This window comes from Galbibacter pacificus (assembly GCF_029603165.1).
Taxonomy (GTDB): domain Bacteria; phylum Bacteroidota; class Bacteroidia; order Flavobacteriales; family Flavobacteriaceae; genus Galbibacter; species Galbibacter pacificus.
The window spans coordinates 150,254-173,681 of the sequence record NZ_JAQSVC010000002.1 but is presented as its reverse complement, the minus strand read 5'-3'; the positions used below and the strand labels follow the sequence as shown (position 1 = coordinate 173,681).

Annotated in this window: 14 protein-coding genes; 8 read left to right on the top strand and 6 right to left on the bottom strand. The window is 40.8% G+C overall.

The window, feature by feature from the left end:
* Positions 1 to 12 precede the first annotated feature (12 nt).
* Both PSF86_RS05290 and PSF86_RS05285 read right to left on the bottom strand, forming a co-directional pair.
* Positions 13 to 4,398, bottom strand: coding sequence for a CusA/CzcA family heavy metal efflux RND transporter (locus PSF86_RS05290; RefSeq protein WP_277899016.1), 4,386 nt, complete (start codon positions 4,396 to 4,398; stop codon positions 13 to 15).
* 77 nt (positions 4,399 to 4,475) lie between these two features.
* Positions 4,476 to 4,784 (bottom strand): DUF6660 family protein, encoded by a 309-nt coding sequence (locus PSF86_RS05285; protein ID WP_277899015.1) that lies wholly within the window; start codon positions 4,782 to 4,784, stop codon positions 4,476 to 4,478.
* Between the two features lie 159 nt (positions 4,785 to 4,943).
* On the opposite strand from PSF86_RS05285, the gene PSF86_RS05280 reads away from it, so the two are divergent.
* The 8 genes from PSF86_RS05280 to PSF86_RS05245 all read left to right on the top strand — a co-directional run bounded on the left by PSF86_RS05280 (position 4,944) and on the right by PSF86_RS05245 (position 15,907).
* Positions 4,944 to 5,360, top strand: coding sequence for an HYC_CC_PP family protein (locus PSF86_RS05280; protein ID WP_277899014.1), 417 nt, complete (start codon positions 4,944 to 4,946; stop codon positions 5,358 to 5,360).
* 117 nt (positions 5,361 to 5,477) lie between these two features.
* Positions 5,478 to 9,185: an efflux RND transporter permease subunit gene (locus tag PSF86_RS05275; protein ID WP_277899013.1), complete on the top strand. Its 3,708-nt coding sequence runs from the start codon at positions 5,478 to 5,480 to the stop codon at positions 9,183 to 9,185.
* A 38-nt stretch (positions 9,186 to 9,223) separates the two neighbouring features.
* Positions 9,224 to 10,444: a TolC family protein gene (locus PSF86_RS05270; protein ID WP_277899012.1), complete on the top strand. Its 1,221-nt coding sequence runs from the start codon at positions 9,224 to 9,226 to the stop codon at positions 10,442 to 10,444.
* Positions 10,445 to 10,466: 22 nt separating this feature from the next.
* Positions 10,467 to 10,970 (top strand): DUF3347 domain-containing protein, encoded by a 504-nt coding sequence (locus PSF86_RS05265; protein ID WP_277899011.1) that lies wholly within the window; start codon positions 10,467 to 10,469, stop codon positions 10,968 to 10,970.
* A gap of 26 nt (positions 10,971 to 10,996) precedes the next feature.
* Positions 10,997 to 11,548, top strand: a complete 552-nt coding sequence (locus PSF86_RS05260) for a helix-turn-helix domain-containing protein (RefSeq protein ID WP_277899010.1) — start codon at positions 10,997 to 10,999, stop codon at positions 11,546 to 11,548.
* 67 nt (positions 11,549 to 11,615) lie between these two features.
* Positions 11,616 to 14,138 carry a heavy metal translocating P-type ATPase gene (locus PSF86_RS05255; protein ID WP_277899009.1) on the top strand — a complete coding sequence of 841 codons (2,523 nt, stop codon included), beginning with the start codon at positions 11,616 to 11,618 and terminating at the stop codon, positions 14,136 to 14,138.
* A gap of 33 nt (positions 14,139 to 14,171) precedes the next feature.
* Positions 14,172 to 14,645, top strand: coding sequence for a DUF305 domain-containing protein (locus tag PSF86_RS05250; protein WP_277899008.1), 474 nt, complete (start codon positions 14,172 to 14,174; stop codon positions 14,643 to 14,645).
* A gap of 32 nt (positions 14,646 to 14,677) precedes the next feature.
* A complete protein-coding gene (locus tag PSF86_RS05245; RefSeq protein WP_277899007.1) occupies positions 14,678 to 15,907 on the top strand; it encodes an efflux RND transporter periplasmic adaptor subunit in 1,230 nt (409 codons plus the stop codon).
* 178 nt (positions 15,908 to 16,085) lie between these two features.
* Here PSF86_RS05245 and PSF86_RS05240 read toward each other — a convergent pair whose 3' ends face one another.
* From PSF86_RS05240 to PSF86_RS05225, 4 genes are all read right to left on the bottom strand, one after another.
* On the bottom strand, positions 16,086 to 16,646 hold the full coding sequence (locus PSF86_RS05240; protein ID WP_277899006.1) for an RNA polymerase sigma-70 factor: 561 nt from the start codon (positions 16,644 to 16,646) through the stop codon (positions 16,086 to 16,088).
* A 153-nt stretch (positions 16,647 to 16,799) separates the two neighbouring features.
* On the bottom strand, positions 16,800 to 18,398 hold the full coding sequence (locus tag PSF86_RS05235; protein WP_277899005.1) for a calcineurin-like phosphoesterase family protein: 1,599 nt from the start codon (positions 18,396 to 18,398) through the stop codon (positions 16,800 to 16,802).
* 18 nt (positions 18,399 to 18,416) lie between these two features.
* Positions 18,417 to 19,850 (bottom strand): SusD/RagB family nutrient-binding outer membrane lipoprotein, encoded by a 1,434-nt coding sequence (locus tag PSF86_RS05230; protein ID WP_407933315.1) that lies wholly within the window; start codon positions 19,848 to 19,850, stop codon positions 18,417 to 18,419.
* An 18-nt stretch (positions 19,851 to 19,868) separates the two neighbouring features.
* The gene (locus tag PSF86_RS05225; RefSeq protein ID WP_277899003.1) at positions 19,869 to 23,363 is read right to left on the bottom strand and encodes a SusC/RagA family TonB-linked outer membrane protein; all 3,495 of its coding nucleotides are present in this window, start codon (positions 23,361 to 23,363) and stop codon (positions 19,869 to 19,871) included.
* Positions 23,364 to 23,428: the final 65 nt, after the last annotated feature.

Sequence of the window (23,428 nt, the reverse complement as noted above, 5' to 3'; positions counted from 1 at the left end):
TTATCTTTATTTTTATTCTGAATCTTTTAAATAGTACTCCAATTGACTTTTACTTGAAAGGTAATTTCCAAAAACGTTCCAAGAATCCACTTCAATTTTAATGGCATCGCGTATATTCTGAAGAAAACTTACATAATCGGCCGCACCTTCCTTATACGAAACAATGCTTCCCTTTTGTTGTTCCTTGGCCAAGGGCAATGCGGTATCTTTATAATAAAACCAGGTTTCCTGCCATTTTAGGTATTCTTGTAGCACACTTTGGTATTGGGTAGTGAATTCCAGTTTATTTTGAAGGAGTTTTTGGCGGGCAATATCTTCTTGAATTGCGGCCTGTTGCCTTTTCCCGTACACTGCCCCCGAAAGCAAAGGAACTTGTAACCCTACCTGAAATTGATAGAATCCCGAGTTTCCCTGAATTTCCTGCCAAGTGTATTGGCCTTGCAATTTTGGCAAAAAAGCGGAAGTCTGTACTCCTTTTTGTGCCGATGCAACTGCTACTTCCTTGGTCGATGCTTCCATTACGGGATGCGCGTCCAACGAAATCTGCATGTTTGGCAATGGTATGCTAAGCGACTCGGGAACGTTGTCTGGAACTGTATACAGCGTATCGCTTACCAACCACATATTTAATCGTTTAAGCGAAATAACATAATCCCTATATGCTTTTTTCAACTCCAATTGTACCTGATTGGACTGGTTGGAGGTCGCCAAAAATTCCAATTTTGAGGTTGCCTCTACTTCATAGCGTAACTTGGCGGCATTTTGAATATTAGAGAATACCGAATCAAGACCTTTGTATACCCTCAATATTTGCTTTTTAACCAACACATCTGCCCAAGCCAGGCTTGCTTCGCGCTCTATTTGGGCTTTGTTGAGCTCAAGTTGGGCCTCTGCCAATTGCACCTTCTCTTTTTGCAGTTTCATTTTTGAAGGAATCCCGAACAGGTCTATATTGCTCTGCTGTATCCCAATCTTGTTAAAAACTCCATCAGAATTGTTACCGACTTCTTCCTTGCCCGTAAATACTTGTGTATTGCCAAAATCGAAAGCACTTTTTTTCATTGCCTGTTCGCTTTTTACTTGCAATTCGGCAGCCTTTAATTGCGGGTAATTTTCAATGGCCATTGTCTGTGCTTTTTCCATGCTGATTGTTGGCAACGATTGTAATTCCTGAGCATTTCCTACAGAAACCACAGCCAATAAAACCACGAACAGTGCTGGTTTTATTAATTTATTCCTTTTCCACATATTTTTTAGCGATTTTTCTTCCATAAGCATGTAAAGCCCCGGTAAAACAAGAAGCGTTAGTATGGTTGCAGAAATCATCCCGCCAATAACTACCGTTGCCAACGGGCGTTGTACTTCTGCCCCAGCCGATACCGAAAAGGCCATTGGCAGAAAACCAAAAATATCGGTGGTTGCCGTAAGGAAAATAGGCCGGATACGTTCTTTGGTGCCTCTTTTTATAATATTGAGTATGTTATCTTCGCCTTCGGCTTTTAAATCGTTAAAACGGTTGATTAACACCAGCCCGTTTAATACCGCCACGCCAAACAATACAATAAACCCTACTCCCGCAGAAATGCTAAAGGGCATTCCACGCAACCACAAAGCCCAGACCCCACCAATGGCCGCCAAAGGGATAGCGGCATAAATCATTAAGGTTTGGCTAAACGATTGAAGTGCAAAATACAGCAAAATAAAAATGAGCGTTAGTGCAATGGGCACAACAATCAACAATCTGTTTTTGGCACTTTGAAGATTTTCAAACTCCCCGCCGTATGTAACGTAATAGCCGGGCGATAAATCGAGTTCGTTTTCCAGTTTTTCCTGAATATCCTTTACAACCGATTCTACATCTCTGCCACGAACGTTTACGCCCACATAGGTACGCCTAAAAGTATTTTCCCGGGAAATCTGCATCGGGCCGGGCAGGTAACTTATATTGGCAACTTCGTCAAGGTGGATTTGTGTTCCGTTGGGTAAATCGATGTATAGGTTTTCTATGTCTTTAATTCCCTGCTTTTGTTTTTCGGCCAAACGGACCACCAAATCGAACCGTTTTTCACCCTCAAAAACTTTCCCGGCCACGCCTCCGGCAAAAGCAGTGCTTATATAATTGTTTACCTTTTCAATGCTTAGGCCATATTGCGCAATTTTTTTCCTGTCGTATTGTACGGTTATTTGTGGCAGTCCAGAAATACGTTCGGCACTTGCATCGCCAACGCCGGGAATTGTTTTTATAAGTGCCTCCATTTTTTCGGCTTTTTCAGAAAGCACCTGTAAATCTTCACCATACAATTTAACGGCTATGTCTTCGCGTACCCCGGTTACCAGTTCGTTAAACCTCAATTCCACTGGTTGGCTAAAAATAAGGTTCACCCCAACCAGAACCGAGAGTTTTTCTTTCATTTTCTCGATAAGTTCTTCCTTGGACGTAGCCGAAGTCCATGTGTCCCTGTTCTTGTTCAAAATAATGTACATATCGGCTATATCCATGGGCATGGGATCGGTGGGAATATCGGCAACCCCGATACGGGCCACCACGGTTTTTACCTCGGGAAAATTCTCTAAAAGTATTTTTTCTATCTTTTGAGAAACATCTACAGATTCGCTCAATGCACTTCCAGGGCGTACCAATGCCTGCATGGCAATATCGCCTTCATCGAGTTGGGGGATAAACTCGCCTCCCATCCGGGAAAATAGTACACCGCTCATCAACATCAATAAAAGACTTACACCAACAACAGCTATCTTGCGTTTCAACACCCATGTTAAAATTGGCTCGTACACTTTTTGGATGCGCCCAAAAATACGGTCGCTAAACCTTTCCAAAGCCATTTCCATTTTTGCCCAACGGCTGTTTTCGTTTCGCGAAGGTTTCATAAAAAGCGAAGCCATCATGGGAACATAGGTTAAACACAGCACAATGGCACCAATCATGGCAAAACCAAAGGTATATGCCATTGGTTTAAACATTTTTCCTTCAACTCCGGTAAGAAAAAGTATGGGCGTGAATACAATTAAAATAATCAACTGACCGAAAAAAGCCGAGTTCATCATTTGACTTCCTGCGGTATAAGTGAGCTCGTCCATTGTTTTTTGACCGATCAACATTTTATTCTTTTTCAGTTTTTGCTGAATCTGAAAAACGGTGCCTTCAATAATAATTACAGCTCCGTCCACGATAATACCAAAGTCGATGGCGCCCAAGCTCATTAAATTTGCCCATACGTTGAACTGCTTCATCAAAATAAAAGCGAACAAAAGCGATAACGGAATGGTAGTAGCAGTAATAAGCCCGCCACGGAAGCTTCCCAACAAAATTACCAGGGCAAAAATTACAATCAACGCTCCTTCCAAGAGGTTTTGCTTTACGGTATCGGTCGTTCGGGCAATAAGCTCGCTCCGGTCCAAAAAGGGTCTAATCTCGATTCCTTCGGGAAGCGATTTTTGTATTTCCTTCATACGTTCCTGGACGTTCGTAATTACTTTACTGGGGTTGGATCCTCGCAACATGAGCACCATGCCGCCAACAGCTTCCTTTCCATCCTGAGTAAAAGCCCCGTAACGAACTTGTTTGCCATACGCTACATTTTCTGCAACGTCTTTAACAAGCACCGGAACACCATTAACGTTTTTAATAACAATATTTTTAATATCGTCTAAAGAGGCTATCAAGCCATCGCCACGAATAAAGTTGGCCATCCTGTTTTTTTCAATATAGGCACCTCCTGTGTTGATGTTATTTTGCTCCAAAGCTTCGAATACTTCAGAAATGGTTACCCCATTGGCATTTAGCCTATCAGAATCTATGGAAACTTCATATTGTTTAACATGCCCCCCAAAGGCATTTACCTCAATAACGCCTTCGGTAAGTGCCAATTGACGTTTTACGATCCAATCCTGAATGGTACGTAAATCTGTAGGCGAATATTTATTTTCATATCCGGGCTCGGTCTCCAGCGTATATTGATATATTTCTCCCAGACCGGTAGTAATGGGGCCCATGCTAGGTTTCCCAAAAGATTCGGGCAGGGTTGCGCTTACCTCGTTAAGTTTTTCTTGTACCAATTGGCGCGGCAAATAGGTACCCACATTGTCTTCAAAAACAACTGTGACCACCGATAGACCAAAACGCGAAATAGAGCGTATTTCCTTGACATCGGGTAAATTGGACATGGCCAGTTCTACCGGATAAGTAATAAACTGTTCCATATCTTCTGTGGCAAGGTTTTGCGATACGGTAATAACCTGTACCTGATTGTTGGTAATATCCGGGACCGACCCCAGATTAATAGTTGCCATGGACCATAACCCTATGCCAATTATAGCCACGGTGAGCAAACCTATAATAAGTTTGTTCTTAATGGAAAAGAAAATGATTTTATTAATCATAATATAATTCAAAAAAATTAAACACATGCATATACCTGTTCAAGGAACAAGTATTTAACTATTATCTGTATTTTGAATTATACTCTGGGGGGTTGTAAAATATCTATCGGAAAATCATCGTCTACTTGTAAATAATGAAATTCTATTTTTGATGAAATCTCCGTTGTTGACAAGTAATATTTTTCTGAAGTATTTTGAACTATATGTACATGGCAACAGTGACATTGGCAAAAAGGAGAACATAAATCTGCATCGGCATGGTCTGCACAGGAATCGGCAGCAACCATTTCATGCGTTGTTTTGTTAGTTGGCTCAACCCGGTCGTTACAGACCATAAAATTGAGTGCCAAAAAATAAAAAGATAGTATGTAAATAATCCATTTCACAAAACAAAAATACAATAATTAACATGCAATGCCATTGCATTTTTGAGTTTTTAATTTCAATTTTGGTCTTTTGAAAATAGTAAATTTGTACATCTCAACTCGTTAATTATTCTCTAAAAAAACATCATATATGTAATTTTTATTATTTTTGCATTTGGAATGAAAACCGTTTTGCAAAATATAGCAACTTGTTTAATGGCACTTGTCGTGCTGTTTTCTACCATGTCTTTTACCGTAGATATGCACTATTGCGGAAATGAATTGGTAGATGTAGCTTTATTGAAACCCGCCAAAAACTGTGGTATGGACATGCAAAACGATGCTTCTTCCAGCAATACACTTACTAAAAGCCACTGTTGTACCGATGAACATTTGGTGGTTGAAGGGCAAAAGGAATTAAAAGTATCTTCTTTTGATAAACTTACCTTCCACCAACAAGTTATCTTGGTATCGTATGTTTTTTCTTCTATAAATCTTTTTGAAGGTTTGGAAGAAAACATTATCCCGTTTAAAGATTATGCCCCACCCCTTCTCGTCTCGGAAATACACTTGGAGAACGAGACTTTTCTTATTTGATATTGAAACAGTTTTAATCAATCTGTATTGAAAGAAATTTCAACACGGAATGAATCGGTTATGTTGCGGTTTAGCAACGTTCAATCTATTATTTAACTGTATTCAATATGCAAGATTATGCTCAACAAAAGCATCAAGTTTTTAATCGAAAACAAATTAGTGGCCTTACTGTTGCTCATTCTTTTTACAGGATGGGGAATTATAAATGCGCCCTTTAATTGGAATACCGGATTTTTGCCAAACAATCCAGTGGCCGTAGATGCCATTCCCGATATTGGCGAAAATCAACAAATTGTTTCCACTGCTTGGGACGGGCGTTCGCCTCAAGACATTGAAGATCAAATTACATATCCGCTTACCTCTGCCCTTTTGGGTATTCCGGGCGTAAAAACCATACGGAGTTCTTCCATGTTCGGGCTTTCAAATATTTACATCATTTTTGAAGAAGATGTGGAATTCTATTGGAGCCGGAGTCGGATTTTAGAAAAACTCAATTCCCTCCCCGCCAATTTACTCCCCGAAGGAGTTAATCCCGCTTTAGGCCCCGACGCCACAGGGCTTGGACAAATATTCTGGTATACATTAGAAGGCAGGGATAAAAAAGGAAACGTAACCGGGGGATGGGATTTGAACGAGCTGAGAAGTATTCAGAATTTCTATGTAAAATACGGCTTGGCTTCTGCCGGAGGAGTTTCCGAGGTGGCTTCCATTGGTGGTTTCGTACAAGAATACCAAGTGGATGTAAACCCCGAACTGATGAGTCAATACAATATCGACCTTTCTCAAATAGTCAAGGCCGTTAAAAACAGCAACCGCGAAATTGGTGCACAAACATTGGAAATCAATAAAGCCGAATATTTGGTGCGCGGACTTGGTTATGTAAAATCAGCCAGCGATATCGAAAACGCCGTTGTTGCTTCAAAAAACTACACGCCCATTCGTGTAAAGGATGTGGCAAATGTTTCCCTTGGCCCTGAAGCGCGCAGGGGCATTCTCGATAAAGAAGGTGCCGAAGTTGTTGGTGGCGTTGTGGTGGCCCGTTATGGAGCCAATCCATTGGAGGTCATTAACAACGTAAAAGCCAAAATAGCTGCCATAAGCAACGGGATGCCTTCAAAAAAATTAATGGACGGACGCACCTCCAAACTAACCATCGTTCCTTTTTACGACCGCACACAACTTATCAACGAAACATTGCACACGCTCGACGAAGCGCTAACTTTAGAAATTTTAGTCACCATTTTGGTTATTGTGGTAATGGTCTTTAATTTAAGGGCTTCCATCCTTATTTCGGGCTTGCTTCCCATTGCCGTGCTCATGGTTTTCATTGCAATGAAAGTTTTTAACGTAGATGCCAATATTGTAGCGCTCTCCGGAATTGCAATTGCCATCGGGACAATGGTTGATGTGGGCGTAATCCTTTCAGAAAATATTATTCGCCATTTAGATATTTCTGATGATAAAACACCCATAAATACAGTTGTTTACAATGCCACTTCCGAAGTTTCGGGGGCCATTCTCACGGCGGTTTTGACAACCATTATTAGTTTTGTGCCCGTATTTACCATGATTGGGGCCGAAGGTAAATTATTCCGCCCGTTGGCCTTCACCAAAACCATGGCGCTCACCGCTTCCATTTTGGTAGCATTGTTCCTCATTCCACCGTTTGCAGCCTTTATTTTCAGAAAAAAACAATGGAAATCGTCATTGACATTTATTGGCAACACACTATTAATTGTCATTGGCATTACGTCAATTATTTATGGTTTTTGGTTGGGCTTGGCACTTATTGCATTCGCCCTGGTCAACATTTTTAAAAAGCGCAATAAAATAACAGCACAGTTGGCAAATAAATTAATGGTTATTATTACCGTATTAACCATTACTGCCTTGTTAACAGCATATTGGCGACCCTTGGGAGTTGACAAAAATTTAATCTTTAATTTCTTGTTTGTGGCCCTTATCTGCTTTGGTCTGCTAGGCATTTTTATAATTTTCAGCCGTTATTATACCCGTATTTTGCAATGGGCATTGGCAAATAAATTAGCCTTTTTGTCCATTCCATTGACTATTGTTGTGTTAGGGATTTCAATTATGCTGAATACTGGAAAAGAGTTTATGCCATCGCTTAACGAAGGTACTTTTTTGCTCATGCCTACTTCCCTACCGCATGCCGGGGTTGAAGAAAACAAAAAAGTTTTACAGCAACTTGACATGGCGGTAGCCCATATACCAGAAATTGAAACGGTGGTGGGGAAAGCTGGAAGGACCAATTCGGCACTCGACCCTGCCCCGCTTTCCATGTATGAAAACATTATTCAGTACAAACCGGAATATATAGAGGATAAAAATGGTAAACGCCAACGTTTTAAGGTGAATGAAGATGAGCTGTTTGTTCTAAAAAACGGAAAAACGATTGCCGATGGAAAAACAAATGGGCAATTACAAAAAATTTCTTCAGAAGAATTAATTCCTGATGAAGACGGGGAATACTTCCGTAATTGGCGTCCACACATACAATCGTCCAACGATATTTGGGACGAAATTGTCAATGCCACCAAAATTCCCGGCGTAACTTCTGCACCAAAACTACAGCCCATTGAAACACGGCTAGTCATGCTTCAAACGGGAATGCGTGCGCCCATGGGCATTAAGGTAAAAGGAAACAACCTAAAAACCATTGAACGTTTTGGGTTGGAGTTGGAAAACATCCTTAAAAGTACAGAAGGTGTAAAACAGGAAGCCGTTTTTGCCGACCGGATTATCGGGAAACCGTATTTGCTGATCGACATTGACCGAAATCGACTTGCGCAATACGGAATTTCCATTGAAGATGTACAGGAAATCCTTCAGGTTGCCATTGGTGGAAAAGTGCTTACTAAAACTATTGAAGGCCGCGAGCGCTACAACATTCGGGTGCGTTACCCACGGGAACTACGCGACGGGCCGTCAACATTCGAAAATATTTACGTCCCCATTGAAAACGGAAACCCCGTTCCGCTTAAAGAGCTGGCCACTATACGCTACGAAAAAGGGCCACAAGTAATTAAAAGCGAAGATACTTTTTTAGTGGGTTACGTTTTATTTGATAAATTGGATGGTTTTGCCGAAGTAAATGTTGTTGAAAATGCCCAGAAAGCAATTAAACAGCATATAGCGTCGGGCGACCTTAAAATTCCGCAAGGCATTAGTTACGAGTTTACGGGAACATACGAAAACCAAATCCGTGCCGAAAAAACCTTGTCGTTTGTCGTTCCGTTGGCATTGCTTATCATTTTCCTTATTCTCTATTTTCAATTCCGTTCCGTAAGCACTTCGTTTATTGTCTTTTCGGGCATTGCAGTAGCTTTTGCCGGAGGTTTTATATTGATATGGCTTTATGGTCAAGATTGGTTTATGAACTTTGGCTTCTTCGGGAAAAACATTCGGGAACTTTTTCATATGCATACCATTGACCTGAGCGTTGCCGTTTGGGTCGGGTTTATAGCCTTGTTTGGTATCGCTACCGACGATGGCGTGGTCATGGCCACCTATTTAAAGCAAACATTCGAGAAAAATACCCCCGAAAATATTAAAGACATTAGAGCATCGGTAATAGAAGCAGGTGCCAAACGTATCCGCCCGTGCCTAATGACCACTGCAACCACATTATTGGCATTGCTTCCGGTATTAACATCGTCCGGGCGCGGAAGCGATATTATGATCCCAATGGCCATTCCCAGTTTTGGCGGAATGCTCATTGCCTTGATTACCCTTTTTGTGGTTCCGGTGCTGTATGCATGGACAAAAGAAGTTAAAATCCCCCAAAGGGAAGGAGTTAATTGATTATAAGAATCTTGTAGGTACAAGTAATTAGAAAACAAATGAAAAATTTAATAACAAGTTTTATTTTTATCATGGTCGGGTTTCTAGTGAATGCGCAAACCCTAAACGATTATATCGATATAGCGCTTAACAATAACCCGCAAATAAAGGCTTATAATCTTAAATACAACATTGCCGAAGAAAAAACCAATGAATCGGCTACGTTGTCCAATACCGAGTTTGGCGCGGGCTATTTTGTAAGCGAACCCGAAACCCGAACAGGACCGCAGCGGTTTAAACTCTCTACCAAGCAAATGTTGCCTTGGTTTGGTACCATTACGGCCAGGGAAAATTACGCAAATTCGCTCGCCGAATCGGTTTATGCAGATATTGCCGTGGCCAAACGTAAATTAAGTCTTTCCGTTGCGCAATCGTATTACAATTTGTACGCCTTGAAGACCAAGCAAACCGTTTTACAAGAGCAAATAGAACTGTTAAAACATTATAAACAAATAGCCTTAACGGGGGTTGAAGTTGGAAAAACATCGGCTGTAAAAGTATTGCAACTACAAATACGCGAAAACGAGCTGGAAGAACAGCAAAAAATATTTGAGCAGGACTTTTTGGGCGAACAAAGTCGTTTTAATTCGCTATTAAACCAGCCCAAAGAGCATCAAATAACCATTGTTGAGAAGTTGCTTATCCCAACGGAAGCGGAAGAAATTAATATTGACAGCCTCTATGTGCATCCGGAATTATTAAAATATGATGCCATGTATGCATCTGTAACAGAAGCTGAATTGCTGAACCAAAAAAGTAGCGGACCAAATCTGGGGGTCGGTCTGGATTATATCAACGTTGCCGAAAGAACCGATATGGACATGCCCGACAACGGTAAGGATATTGTAATGCCCATGGTGTCGGTATCCATTCCCATTTTCAATAAAAGCATCCGTTCAAAAACCATTCAAAATAAATTACAGCAAGAACAGTTGTTAGCAGAAAAAAATACCAAGACCAACGAGCTTGAATCGTATTTGGAAATTGCCCTCAAAAAGAGAAAAGCAGCCAGAATTAGCCATGAAACACAAATAAAAAACTTAAATCAGGCAAAAAATGCAGAAGAAATATTGATAAAAAACTACGAAACCGAAACCATGAACTTTAACGACCTGCTCGATATTTTGGAGCTTCAATTAAATTTTCAGCTCAATAAAATAGAAGCCGAAAAAAACTATTACGTACAAAGTGCAACCATTAATTACCTTACAAATAAATAATAACTCTTAAATTTATAATATCATGAAAAAAGCAAGTTTTAAATTATCGATTATCGCCATTGCCCTTATTGGGTTTATTGCTGTAGGCTGTAAAAACCAGAACAATGAAAGTGCAGCAAACGGGAAAGCACTGGCGTTTAAAAACGACCTTACGGAAAAAGCATTTTTGCATTACCAGGAAATAAAAACAGCCCTTACCAAAGGCAATGTAGACGCCGCCAAAATTGGGGGTAAAAAGCTATCGGAAACCATTAGCAACAACTATATGGACGTCTCCAACCTTAGCAAAGAAATTGCTACCGAAGACGACATTGAAAAACAAAAAGTTTCATTCTCCAAACTTACAGAGGCCATTCAGCCTATTTTTGAATCCAATATTTCTGAAGGGGCTTTATACAAACAGTTCTGCCCCATGGCCTTAAACAACGAAGGGGGGTATTGGTTTTCTACTTCAGAAACTATTGAAAATCCTTATTTTGAAGGTAAAATGGATACCTGCGGCTCGGTAAAGGAAGTTTTAAAGTAATCCTTTATAAAATAAAAAAAAGGAAGATGAAGATACTGGTTAAAAATATGGTATGTGAACGTTGTAAAACAATTCTAAAACAGGAACTGGAAGCATCGGGCATGAGCATTAACGCAATTGAACTGGGGGAAATTGATATTCAAGCTGCCCGAGGAACCGACATGCAAACCATTGAAAATATTATTACCAAAAATGGTTTTGAAATGGTGAAGGACAATACCGACCTACTTGTTGAAAACATCAAGGCTCAACTGCTTCAGTTGGCAAACGAACCAAAAAATATAGCTTTATCTTCCTTTTTATCAAACAAATTCCACAAAGATTATTCGGTACTGAGCAAGGTATTCAGCAAACACCAAGGTATTACCATCGAAAAGTATTTTATCAACATAAAAATTGAAAAAGTAAAAGAGCTCATTCAACTCGGAAGGTTAAATTTCTCGGAAATTGCTTATCAGCTCAACTACAAAAACAGCAGTCACTTAGCCCAACAATTCAAAGCTATTACAGGAATGTCGATGAGTACGTACAAAGACCTAAAAAACTGGAACAGGAAACCTTTGGACCAAATACTATAAAAATTGCCCATAATTCCAAAAAGCGCCAACGCAATGAAAAGGTAATTTTGTTTATAAACAGATAAAGATGAAACATACATATAGCGTACAGGGAATGAGTTGCCAAGGTTGCAAAAACCATGTAGAAAAGGTTTTAGGTGAAGTAAAAAACGTTTCTAAAGTTACCGTTGACCTTGAAAAAGCCTCGGCGACCATTGAAATGAACGAGCACGTACCAATTGAGACGTTGCAAGAAGCCTTAAAAAAAGACGGCGGGCATTATAGCTTTTATCCAAAAGAAGAAGCGCATACAGCTTCGTGTTGTGGCAATCATTCAGAAAAAACATCAAAAGAAAAAAGAAAAAAGCAAGGTACAGGGGTGTTTTATTGCCCCATGCACTGCGAAGGCGATAAAACATACAACGAGCCGGGCGATTGCCCCGTTTGTGGGATGGATTTAGTAGAAGAGCAAAGCATTTCGAGCTCTAAAGAAACCGTTTACACTTGTCCAATGCATCCGGAAGTTGAAAAAGACGAACCCGGCGATTGCCCCATTTGTGGTATGGAGCTCGTACCAAAGGCCCCCGATGTTTCTGCCGAAGAAAAAAATTACCGGGCCTTAAAAAGGAAATTTTGGATAGCACTGGCCTTTACCCTTCCCATTTTTTTAATTGCCATGTCCGAGATGCTGCACAACAATCCGCTGTATGGAATAGCCGACCTAAAATACTGGAACTGGATACAATTTAGCCTTTCCATTCCGGTAGTTTTCTATGCCACATGGATGTTCTTTGAGCGTGCCTATAAATCCATAAAAACATGGAACCTCAATATGTTTACCCTTATTGGCATTGGTGCAGGCATTGCGTGGATTTTTAGTGTTGTGGGCATGTTGTTCCCCAATATTTTTCCCGATCAGTTTAAAACCGAAAGCGGTACCGTGCATGTTTATTTCGAATCGGCTACCGTTATTCTTACTTTGGTGCTATTCGGGCAATTGTTGGAAGCCCGTGCACACAGCAAAACAAACTCGGCCGTAAAAGAGCTGCTAAAATTGGCACCCAACAAAGCCATTCGTGTAGTTGATGGAAATGAGGAAGAAATTGCCATTGAAAAAATTAACATCGGCGACATTCTACGTGTGAAACCGGGCGATAAAATTCCCGTTGACGGAAAAGTTACGGAAGGAGAAAGCTCCATAGACGAATCCATGATAACGGGAGAGCCCGTTCCGGTAGAAAAGCAAAAAGGCGACACGGTAAACAGCGGAACCATAAACGGCAACCAATCCTTTTTAATGGAAGCCGAAAAAGTGGGAAGCGATACATTGCTCTCGCAAATCGTTACCATGGTAAACAATGCCAGCCGCAGCAAAGCGCCCATACAAAAACTGGCCGATAAGGTTTCGGCTTATTTTGTACCTATTGTTGTGCTTATTTCCCTTGTTACTTTTATCGTATGGGCCATTTGGGGGCCCTCGCCTGCCTATGTTTATGCACTGGTAAATGCCATAGCCGTGCTTATTATTGCATGTCCATGTGCCTTGGGCCTGGCCACGCCCATGTCGGTTATGGTAGGTGTGGGAAAAGGAGCTAAATCGGGCGTACTTATTAAAAATGCCGAAGCCCTGGAAACCATGTTAAAGGTTACTACCCTTATTGTTGATAAAACAGGAACGCTTACCGAAGGAAAACCCACCGTTGAAAAAGTAGTGGTTACAGAAAAAGATATTCCTGAAGAAGAAGCATTAAAATACCTGGTATCCATTAATAGTAACAGCGAGCATCCTTTGGCCAATGCCACTGTAACCTACGGAAAGGAAAAAGGCATAAAACCCGAAAGTACAAAAGATTTTAATTCCGTCACCGGAAAAGGGGTTGAAGGAACGGTAAACGGTAAAAAGGTTAAACTGGGCAACCAAAAGCTTTTTGAAAATGCATCGGTTAATTTTTCAGAAAGCATTCAAAAAGAAGCTTCAGATTATCAAGCACAGGGAAAAACTATTTCTTATTTGGCTGTTGATGATAATGTGGTTGCTTTTGTGGTCATTTCAGATAAAATAAAAGAAAGCAGTAAAAAAGCCATTCAGCAATTACATAAAAAGGGAATTGAGGTAATCATGCTTACCGGAGACAACGAAAATACCGCCAAAGCTATTGCCAACGAATTGGGAATTGATGGATTTAAGGCGCAAATGCTTCCAGAAGACAAGCTTAACGAAGTAGAAAGGCTACAAAATGAAGGAAAAACAGTAGCCATGGCAGGAGATGGCATTAACGATGCCCCGGCCTTGGCAAAAAGTAATGTGGGCATAGCCATGGGAACCGGAACCGATGTGGCCATAGAGAGTGCTGCCATAACTTTGGTAAAAGGCGACATGCACGGTATTGTAAAAGCCCGCACATTAAGCGAAAAGGTGATGAAAAACATTAAACAAAACCTATTTTTTGCCCTTATTTACAATACACTGGGCATTCCCGTTGCGGCAGGCGTGTTGTTCCCGGTGTTTGGTTTGCTGCTCTCGCCCATGATTGCCGCCTTGGCCATGAGTTTTAGCTCGGTGTCTGTAATTGCCAATGCATTGCGGTTAAGAACAGTAGCCGTTGAATAAACATATTTATGAACAATAAAAAAGAATAGAAATATGCAAACAAAGAAAAAAATGACAGGGAATTATACAAAGTTCTTTTTAATGTTGGGCTTTTCGTTTATAGCCATGTACATAACCATGTACCTAAACAGTTATGCAATAGACCATGTTTATTTTAGCCTTACGCGTTTCTATATGGCCTGTTTGGGAATTTCAACAATGGCAATTATCATGCTCTTGTTTATGCTTAAAATGTATAAAAACAACCGGAAGAACATTAGTATTGTATTGGGGAGCGTTGTACTTTTTTTAACAGCATTATTTTTGGTAAGAACCCAGAAGCCCATTATTGGAGACATTTTATGGATGAAAGCCATGATACCCCACCATTCCATTGCAATTTTAACCAGTGAACGCGCAGACATTAAAGATCCGGAAGTAAAACAATTGGCAGAAGATATCATTAAAGCTCAAAAAAGAGAGATTGAAGAAATGAAGGCAATGATTAAACGCCTTGAAAGCAAATAGCAACATTCTTCCTATTTAATTATATACAAAACATGAAAAAAAATACAATTTATATCATCATTGCCGCCATAGCGGGCTTATTATTGGGCTATGTTTTATTTAGCGGAACTAATGCCGTTGAAAAAAAGGAAGAACACCTGCATTCTAAAAACGAACAAATGTGGACCTGCTCCATGCATCCGCAGATTATGCGGCCCGAACCCGGCGATTGCCCTATTTGTGGCATGGATCTAATCCCGGCAGGACATCAAGATAAAGATTCTGTTAATACAAATCGGTTTAGCATGACCAAAAATGCCATGGCCCTGGCCAATATTCAAACTACCATTGTTGGAAATACTACGGCCAAAGCAAATACCATTTCTCTTTCAGGTAAAATTCAACCCAATGAAGATGAAACCTTTACACAACCGGCACATTTTAATGGAAGAATTGAAAAGCTGTACGTAAAATCGGTTGGGGAAACTGTTAATAAAGGGCAAGCCATTGCAGTTGTGTATTCGCCAGAGCTTGTAAGCGCCCAGCAAGAGCTCCTTACCGCTTATAAAATGAAGGAAAGCCAGCCCGGACTTTATACCGCCGTGAGAAATAAATTTAAAAACTGGATGATTCCCGAAAAGGAGATTAACGAGATAGTGAGCTCGGGAAAGGTTAAAAACCGTTTTACCATTTATTCGCACATATCGGGAGTTGTAACAAATCTGGAAGCCACTGAAGGTTCGCACATTATGGATGGTAAAGCCATATTCACTACCGCTAACCTCAACTCGGTTTGGGCTGTTTTTGATGCCTACGAAAAACAAATCCCCAACATAAAAAAAGGTCAGAAAATACAAATTACCACCAATGCATATCCCGGTAAAACAATTAATGCCACCATTAACTACATAGACCCCATACTTAATACCGAAACAAGGACCGTAGAAGTACATGCTGTATTAAAAAACCAAGACAGTGCCCTAAAACCCGGTATGTTTGTACAGGCTACCCTACAAAATGTAGGTACAGAAAGTAATACGGAAATAAGTATTCCTGCAAGTGCCGTTATGTGGACAGGTATACGCTCTGTTGTATATGTAAAAGATACTGCCGGAACTCCTACTTTTGAAATGAGGCGTATTGAAATAGGCTCCAAAAATGGAGAATATTACACTGTTATAAATGGCTTGCAAAATGGTGAAGAAGTAGTAACGCAAGGAACTTTTACCGTAGATGCCGCCGCACAATTACAAGGCAAAGCCTCTATGATGAACGGGGAATAGGTTGGTTGTTGTTATACTGTTATGTTGTTACGATGCTATGTTGTTGGGAGTTGAGGGTTGAGAGTTTATAGTTCCGGTTTCATTCTGGTTTAAAGTTTAAAGTCACAACGAAAAAAACCAATGAGCAACAATCAACGCCCAACGAACAAGGTTCCAAAAACCTTAACCCCAGAAAACATTAAAACAAAAGGCTAAAAAGAAAAGAGGTGAGCCGTAGCCTAAGGTTTTTTAGGGCGTGGGAGATATGTGTTTCTACTGTTCGTTTGGAGATGTTAAGCTGGTGGGCTATTTCGGCGTTGGTAAGGTTTTCTTCCCGACTGAGTATAAATATTTCCCGGCACCTATCGGGTAGTTCCTGGATGGAGTTTGTTACTATGTTGTTGGTCTGGTCGAATATTAATTGGTGGTCGGTTTCTGTTTCTGCATGGACATGCAACAAGTATTCTTTGTGCGCATTGGTTAACGGCAGTTTTTTTAGTTCTTTAAAGACCCTAAATTTTGTGGCCTGTTTTAAATAAGCTTCTATATTGTTGTTTTCTATTTTATGGCGCCGCTCCCAAAAATCCAGCCACACGTCCTGCACCAGATCTTTTGCATGGGCTTCGTTGTCTATAATAGCCCTTGCCATGACAAACAGCGGCTCCCAATACCGGTTAAAGAGTTGCTGAAAGGCTTTTTCATCGTCGCGTTTTATGCGGTTTACGAGTTGGGCAATGGTTTCTTTGGAATGTGTATTCATTGCCATCAAAATAAATAAAAGTCTTTTCTATTGGGGTTAAGTTAAAGTAAACTTAATGCAAATAGAAAGCTATGAAATAGACAAAACCCCGGTAAAATTACCGGGGTTTGCTGGAATTAAATCAATTTAATGAAAACAATTGATTATAAACACTTACTTGGTCTGCGTTTGGGCATCCGGTTGGGTGTCTATTTTGTAAGAACTGGTTCCGGTATAGGTATTACCGTACATATCGGTAGCTTTAATTTCTATTTGGTGTTCTCCTACTTCTAGTTTGGTATTGATTTTTCCCCTCCACAAATGTTTGCAGTCTATAGGGTTGGAAGAACGCCTGCCGGGCATTAATGTATCGGTAAGGTCCCACTCAAAAACCAATGCTTCATATGATGGATCCTGTTCCTGAACGTATTCCATTGGTTTCCAATCGCCTTTATCTATTCTATATACTACTTCGTCGTTTTCACTTCCTATAAAAAAGTTGGCATAAATACCTGCTTTGGTGTTCCTTCCTTTGGCTACAACCTTGGGGGCAAAGATTTTCATCTGGTAGTCTTCGGGCTTACCGGCCACTTTGTACTTAACGTTGTATTGGTTTCCGTTGAAGTGTATGTATGCATAACCTTTTGGAGTTCCATCGCGCATTACGGAAATAGGGATACCCTGTTTGTTTAACTTTCCAGAATACCAATCGCCCGAGGTTGTACCCACATTGTAATGATGGTGTGGTTTATCCTGCTTCCACCCCTGCTCTTTCCCTAGAAAATCCTGACGTTGTATGTGGGTGTGTGCCGACAGCGACAGGGTGTTTGGATATTCTTTTAAAAGGTCGAACAAACGCTCGCGGCTGTCGTCCTTGAAGGGATCGCCTTCGGGTTCGCTAAGCGGGATGTGGAATGCCAATACTATTAAATGGTCTTTAGGCACGAACTTTAGGTCGTTTTCAACAAATTGAAGTTGATCGTCACAAAAACCGCCCCAGTAACTTTTCCCGTCACGCGGATCGGGGTACAAAATATCGTCCAGGACTATAAAGTGAACCTTTCCATAGTTAAATGCATAATTAGCGGGGCCAAAATGCGCCTCATAAGTTTCGTCTGCCAGATGGTCTTCTTCGGCATCGAAATTAAGGTCGTGGTTACCCAGAAGGTTGTACCAAGGAACGCCTACATCTTTCACGGCCTTGATGTATGGGTTGAAAAGCGAGAGGTCGTTCCCTACCAGGTCGCCCATGCTCAAACCAAATGCTACATCTTTAACACCTTTTAATTCGTCTACGATACCACGTGCAAAGAAATCTACTTCTTCGAGCGTATATGGTTGCGGGTCTCCAAATATAAGCGAGGTAAACGCTTTGTTTTCTTCGGAAGGCATTAAACCAAAATCTACCGATCTGGGCAATTTTCCCGTTGGGGACACGCCCTCGAACTTAAATTTTGGGGAACCGTTGGGTTTATGAATGTAAAAGAACTGCGATAGGTTGTCTTTATTTGTATTGATTGCATATCCCGATGGTTTTATTACCGAAATAATGGCATCGTTGCTTATAGGAAGCTCGTATTTACCGTTGTCATTGGTTACCACTACTTCTACCCCATTGGTTACGGAAACCCCTTCGAGGCCTTTTTCTTTACGGTCTTTTTTTCCGTTCTTGTTGGCATCGTTGTATACATAGCCTTTTACGGTATCCTGGGCAAAGGAATATCCGGCCAGGAAAAGCATACAGCCGAGCGTACATAATGTTTTGTTTTGCATGTTTATATTCTTTTTAGGTTAATTTTCTGTGTCCCACCAAACTTTTATGCTTATTTCATCGCCTCCCATGGCTTCTACGGCCTTTTGGTAATTTTCGCTGTTCATTGTCCCCGCCGATATTGGATAGTAAAAACGTGTTGGCATTTCTCCATTATTAAGCATATCGGGAGATTTGGGCAATACCGGGAAACCAGTCCTTCTATATTCAAACCACGATTGATAATCGGTAAAATATAGGGCATAGTATTTTTGAAGCATAATACGCTCTAAAGTTCCGTTGTATGCCGTAAATTCGTTCTCAAAATAGTCTTCCGGTACTTCTGCCCCCCATAATTCAATAGCGGCCTTGGTCCCGTTTTGGTAATGCAGTTCGGCATTGTTTAAATAACCGCGCTGTGCCAGTTCTGCCTTTATAAATTCTACTTCGCCATAGGTAAGCATTGGTATAATCATTGGTGCGACTACTTGTTTGTTGCTTACGCCCGATGGTGTTGCTATACTATCTGGCAATGGGTTGTTGCGTTGATCTATTGGTTGACCTATGTACCCGTAATCTTCATCGTTCAGGCCTCTTGCCACAGTTGCATAAATTTGTCGTCTGGGGTCGTTAAAATTGTTCAGGTTGTTCATAAAAAACTCGCAATAATACCTAAACACGTTAAAATCTGAAGCCCTGTCCCAAGGGGAAAGATTGGGTGCAACGCCTGTTACCTGCAATACTGCTGCATCTTCATTTGAAGTAAATATAGGATATTTAGATGGGTTATTGATGATGCTTGTCATTTTCTGGAACGAATTCATTTCCGGCCTGTTAGACACCCTTAACAATAACCTTAAATGAAGGGAATTGGTAAACTTTTGCCATTTGGAGACATCGTTGAAAAAGAGAATGTCATCGGTATAGACCATTCCCACGGAAGCATCGTAGAGATTGTTTGCCTTTTCCAGATCTTCTAAAATGATTTTATAAATTTCTTCCTGCGAGGTATATTCCGGAAAGAAAATATCTTCTTCGCCTTTTAAAGCTTCAACCATTGGCACATTTCCAAAAACATCGGTAAGCATGGAAAACGCATAGGCCTTTAATGTTAGCGCAATGGCTTGGTAGTTTACCTTTTCTTCGGCAATGGCAGCCTGTTCCATTTCCATGATGTTGGGGAGCCATCGGTAATATTCGTTCCAGAAGCCCGCTCCCACATCTTGACGTAAATCGTACAGAAACGGTTGGTCTGTAGTTTGGTCTGCTCCATAAAACACCTGCATCAAGCCAAAGGTTTTATCCCGTGCTTCGTGTGCGTTTTCGTTTGCCAAGGCATATATTGTTGGGTTCAATGGACTTGCGGCCGTTATTTGCTCCAATTGATTGGGATGGGTGTTGATTTCTTCAAAATCTCCCGTACAAGCTGTAACTACAACTAGAAAGGTTATTAATATAATTGATCTAATTTTCATCATTTTATTATTTTTCACTTAAAAGTCTATTTTTACGTTCATGCCAAATTCTGTTGGTACCGGCATTTGCCCTACTTCTACTCCTTGATACAGTTTAGTGCCTCCAGCCTGACCGGCTACTTCTGGGTCGTAAATAGGAAAATCTGATATTACTGCAAGGTTTCTTCCGTAAATAGAAAACTTTGCCGCTTGCAAGAACGTGGGTGCCAAGAATTTCTTCGGAAGGGAATACTCGAAACTAATTTCCCTCAATTTTACAAAGGAAGCATCAAAAGAGTTGGCTTCGGTATTTGCCAGTTTATAGTGCTCATCATAATAAACAGCAATGGGTAAAGGCGTTGTGTTTGGCGAATAGGTCCCGTCTCCGTTATCTACAACACCATCTCCAACAAGTTCTCCTTCTTCCCTTCCCCTTAAGGTATGTTTTAATTTTCCCTGTTGGGTAAGTTTATGGTGGGTATGCGAATAGATTACGCCCCCATAACGCCCATCGATGGTCATGCTGATTCTAAAATTGTTGAACTTGAAATTATTGATAAACCCGGCTTGCCATTTCGGGGTTGTTTCTCCAATATATATATCGCTATCGGTCATTTGTGGGTGTCCGTTTTCATCGTATAAAACCTCGCCATCGGGGGAACGCTCAAATCCTCTTCCGTACAAAGCCGTAGCCGAACCACCTTCTACCCCTACCAATCTAGCGCTGGAAGAGCTTAACATTTGTAGTTTTCCTTCAAGTCTTGGGTCCAGGCTTAAAACCTTACTTCTATTTAAGGACCAATTAACAATGCTTTCCCACTCAAAACTATTGTTCTTTACAGGTTTAAAGCTAAGCATGGTTTCTGCACCAATATTCCTTACTTCTCCAGAGTTTATCCATGCGGTGCTATATCCGGTAGAACGGGTAAGCGGTACCCTTAATATTTGATTAACCGTTAAGGTTCTATAGACCGCAAAATCCAGATTGATACGGCTATTGAACATACGCATATTAAAACCGGCCTCTATACTTTTTGTAAGTTCCGGCTTTAGGTCGGCATTGTACAAGGTTGTTGGTGCCACTGCCGAGCTCGGGAAAGGGTAAGGCCCTTTTCCGTAATATTTACTGGTGCTATAGCGTGGCGCATCGTTTCCAACTTCAGCATAAGAAAACCGCAACTTTGTAAAATTGATTACCTCTGGGAAGTTAAGCAGTTCGCTTAAAATAACACTTGTATTTACTGATGGGTAAAAGAAGGACCAATTGTTTTTTGGCAATGTGCTCGACCAGTCGTTTCTTCCGGTAATATCTAAAAAGATCCTATTTTTATACCCAAAAGATGCCATTCCGTACAAGCTATTTACCTGTTCGTTACCATCATAAGCACTGGTAAACAAATTGGTTCCATTGGCAAGATTATAAATCCCGGGAGTTTCCAGTCCTTCTGTCCAGGAATCCAATCTTCTGTATTTGTATTTCATTACATTGCCCCCAAGCGATCCAGAAACATCGAAATTGGAAAATTTGTTGGTATATGTCAACAAGAAATCGGTATTGACCTCTTCGCTGTAAATATTTGTTTTCTTAAAAAACCCGGTACTATATCTGTTTATATCGTATGGGCGCTGTTGTTCTGTTCCTTTGGAATAACTGTTAAGGGCACCGCGCAACATTAGGTTAAGTTTGGGTGAAATTGCAACGTCTGCTTTTACATTTCCCGTAACCGAGTTTTGATCCAAAGAGTTGGTCATTTCATAAGCCATGGCATATGGATTGTCTATGTAACCACTAAAAGGACGGATCATGTCTACTTGTTCCTTTCCTTCTTTCCAAATGGGTTCGTACCAAGATAGGTCTACATTAGGGTTCTGAAAGATCATGAAATAGGCAATTGAATGATTGTTGTATCCATGACCGGGAAGATTGTCACTTTGCCTGTTTCTATAATTTATAACAGAGCTTAACTTTATTGCATTAGAAACCTGATAATTTCCGTTAAGGGAAACCGACATCTGTTCGTACCCGGTATTGGGCATGATCCAATCGTTTTTTAAATGGGTTATGGAAGTACGCATAGACCCCTTTTCGCCACCCCCTTGAATAGATACATTTTGTGTATAGGTTGTACCGACCCGCCAGAAATCCTTACGGTTGTCTTTATAGGGTTGCCATAATTGACGTTCGGCAGATTGCCCCTCCAAAGTTGGGTCGTATTGATAGTAATATTGCCCGTCAAATTTTGGTCCGAATGCAGAGCTGCTACCTCCAGTACTTTTACCATCTTCTGAGGCGCCATACGAATAATAAAGCGTTCCATCGGGCTTAACATAGCTGCCCTTACCGCTTCCCTGTCCATATTCGTATTGCCAGTCCGGCCAGCGCGTAATTACATCAAAACGGGTATTGGAACTTACGGAAACCCCCAAGCCTTTTTGCTTTTTCCCCGATTTTGTAGTAATGATTACAACCCCATTGGCTGCACGGCTACCGTAGAGTGCCGCGGCCCCGGCTCCTTTCAGTACCGATACATTATCGATGTCGTCGGGATTTATATCTGCTATTCCGTTCCCGAAATCTACCGGTGTATCGTTGGAAGCGTCTCCGCCCATGTACGAATTGGATGCCCCGGAAGTTGAAAGCTCACTGGTTACCGGCACCCCATCTACCACTATAAGTGCGGCATTGGCTCCGGGATCTAATGAATTATCGCCCCTCAATTTTATTTGTTGAGAATTTAATGGGCCGCCCAAAGATTGTATGGACAAACCCGGTACCTTCCCCCTTAGTGCTTCCGACCAGTTATTGGTGCGGGCATCGGTTAATTGCTCCGACTTAACCGTTTGTTGGGCATAGCCCAGTTTCTTTTCTTCTCTTTTTATTCCCAATGCGGTAACCACTACTTCGTCCAGTTCGGATACATCCTGCAATAACTGAATTTGGTATTCTTCTTCGTCTCCAATGGTTATGGTCTGAGAAATAAAGCCAATGTAGGTAATGGTTACTTCATCTCCTTTTTGTGCCGTAATGGTAAAGTCTCCGTTAAAATCGGTTACCACGCCCAAGGTTTTACCGTTTACTTGAACGGAAGCCCCCGGTAGCGGAACTCCATCTTGGTCTACAACTTTTCCATGGATGGTCATTTGCTCTACCACCTGTACCTTTTTGCGGATAGGAAAACTTTTAATCTTGGAGACGCTTATAAGTTCGTTAATCCTATAAAAACGCAATTGGTTTTCTTTTGAAACTTTTTCCAACAATTCCAAAAGATTTACCTCTCCCCAGAAAGTCCCAACAGAAGTGTTTAAATTGATTTGGTCTTCTGATATAATAAAATTGTAATTGGTCTTACTTTCTATTATACCGAATAATTCTTCGAGATTGTATGCCTTGTTATTTAGCATTACGTTAGACCTCTTTAATGCCTGCCCGTTTATTTCGGTAGCAAACAAACTATGCAATCCTAAAACTATTATTATATAAAATGAGGAAATACGCATAATTAATTTATGACATTTAGAAACGTTTTTTTTCATATTTTTATTCCGATTTAATCGATTAGCATTTTTGATTTGTGTTTGACTGATACATTTTTAATTTG

Bases quoted from the DNA above. Each gene is read 5' to 3' on its own strand.
- PSF86_RS05290 (WP_277899016.1), bottom strand. From the start codon at position 4,398: ATGATTAATAAAATCATTTTCTTTTCCATTAAGAACAAACTTATTATA.
- PSF86_RS05280 (WP_277899014.1), top strand. From the start codon at position 4,944: ATGAAAACCGTTTTGCAAAATATAGCAACTTGTTTAATGGCACTTGTC.
- PSF86_RS05275 (WP_277899013.1), top strand. From the start codon at position 5,478: ATGCTCAACAAAAGCATCAAGTTTTTAATCGAAAACAAATTAGTGGCC.
- PSF86_RS05270 (WP_277899012.1), top strand. From the start codon at position 9,224: ATGAAAAATTTAATAACAAGTTTTATTTTTATCATGGTCGGGTTTCTA.
- PSF86_RS05265 (WP_277899011.1), top strand. From the start codon at position 10,467: ATGAAAAAAGCAAGTTTTAAATTATCGATTATCGCCATTGCCCTTATT.
- PSF86_RS05260 (WP_277899010.1), top strand. From the start codon at position 10,997: ATGAAGATACTGGTTAAAAATATGGTATGTGAACGTTGTAAAACAATT.
- PSF86_RS05255 (WP_277899009.1), top strand. From the start codon at position 11,616: ATGAAACATACATATAGCGTACAGGGAATGAGTTGCCAAGGTTGCAAA.
- PSF86_RS05250 (WP_277899008.1), top strand. From the start codon at position 14,172: ATGCAAACAAAGAAAAAAATGACAGGGAATTATACAAAGTTCTTTTTA.
- PSF86_RS05245 (WP_277899007.1), top strand. From the start codon at position 14,678: ATGAAAAAAAATACAATTTATATCATCATTGCCGCCATAGCGGGCTTA.
- PSF86_RS05240 (WP_277899006.1), bottom strand. From the start codon at position 16,646: ATGAATACACATTCCAAAGAAACCATTGCCCAACTCGTAAACCGCATA.
- PSF86_RS05235 (WP_277899005.1), bottom strand. From the start codon at position 18,398: ATGCAAAACAAAACATTATGTACGCTCGGCTGTATGCTTTTCCTGGCC.
- PSF86_RS05230 (WP_407933315.1), bottom strand. From the start codon at position 19,850: ATGAAAATTAGATCAATTATATTAATAACCTTTCTAGTTGTAGTTACA.
- PSF86_RS05225 (WP_277899003.1), bottom strand. From the start codon at position 23,363: ATGAAAAAAAACGTTTCTAAATGTCATAAATTAATTATGCGTATTTCC.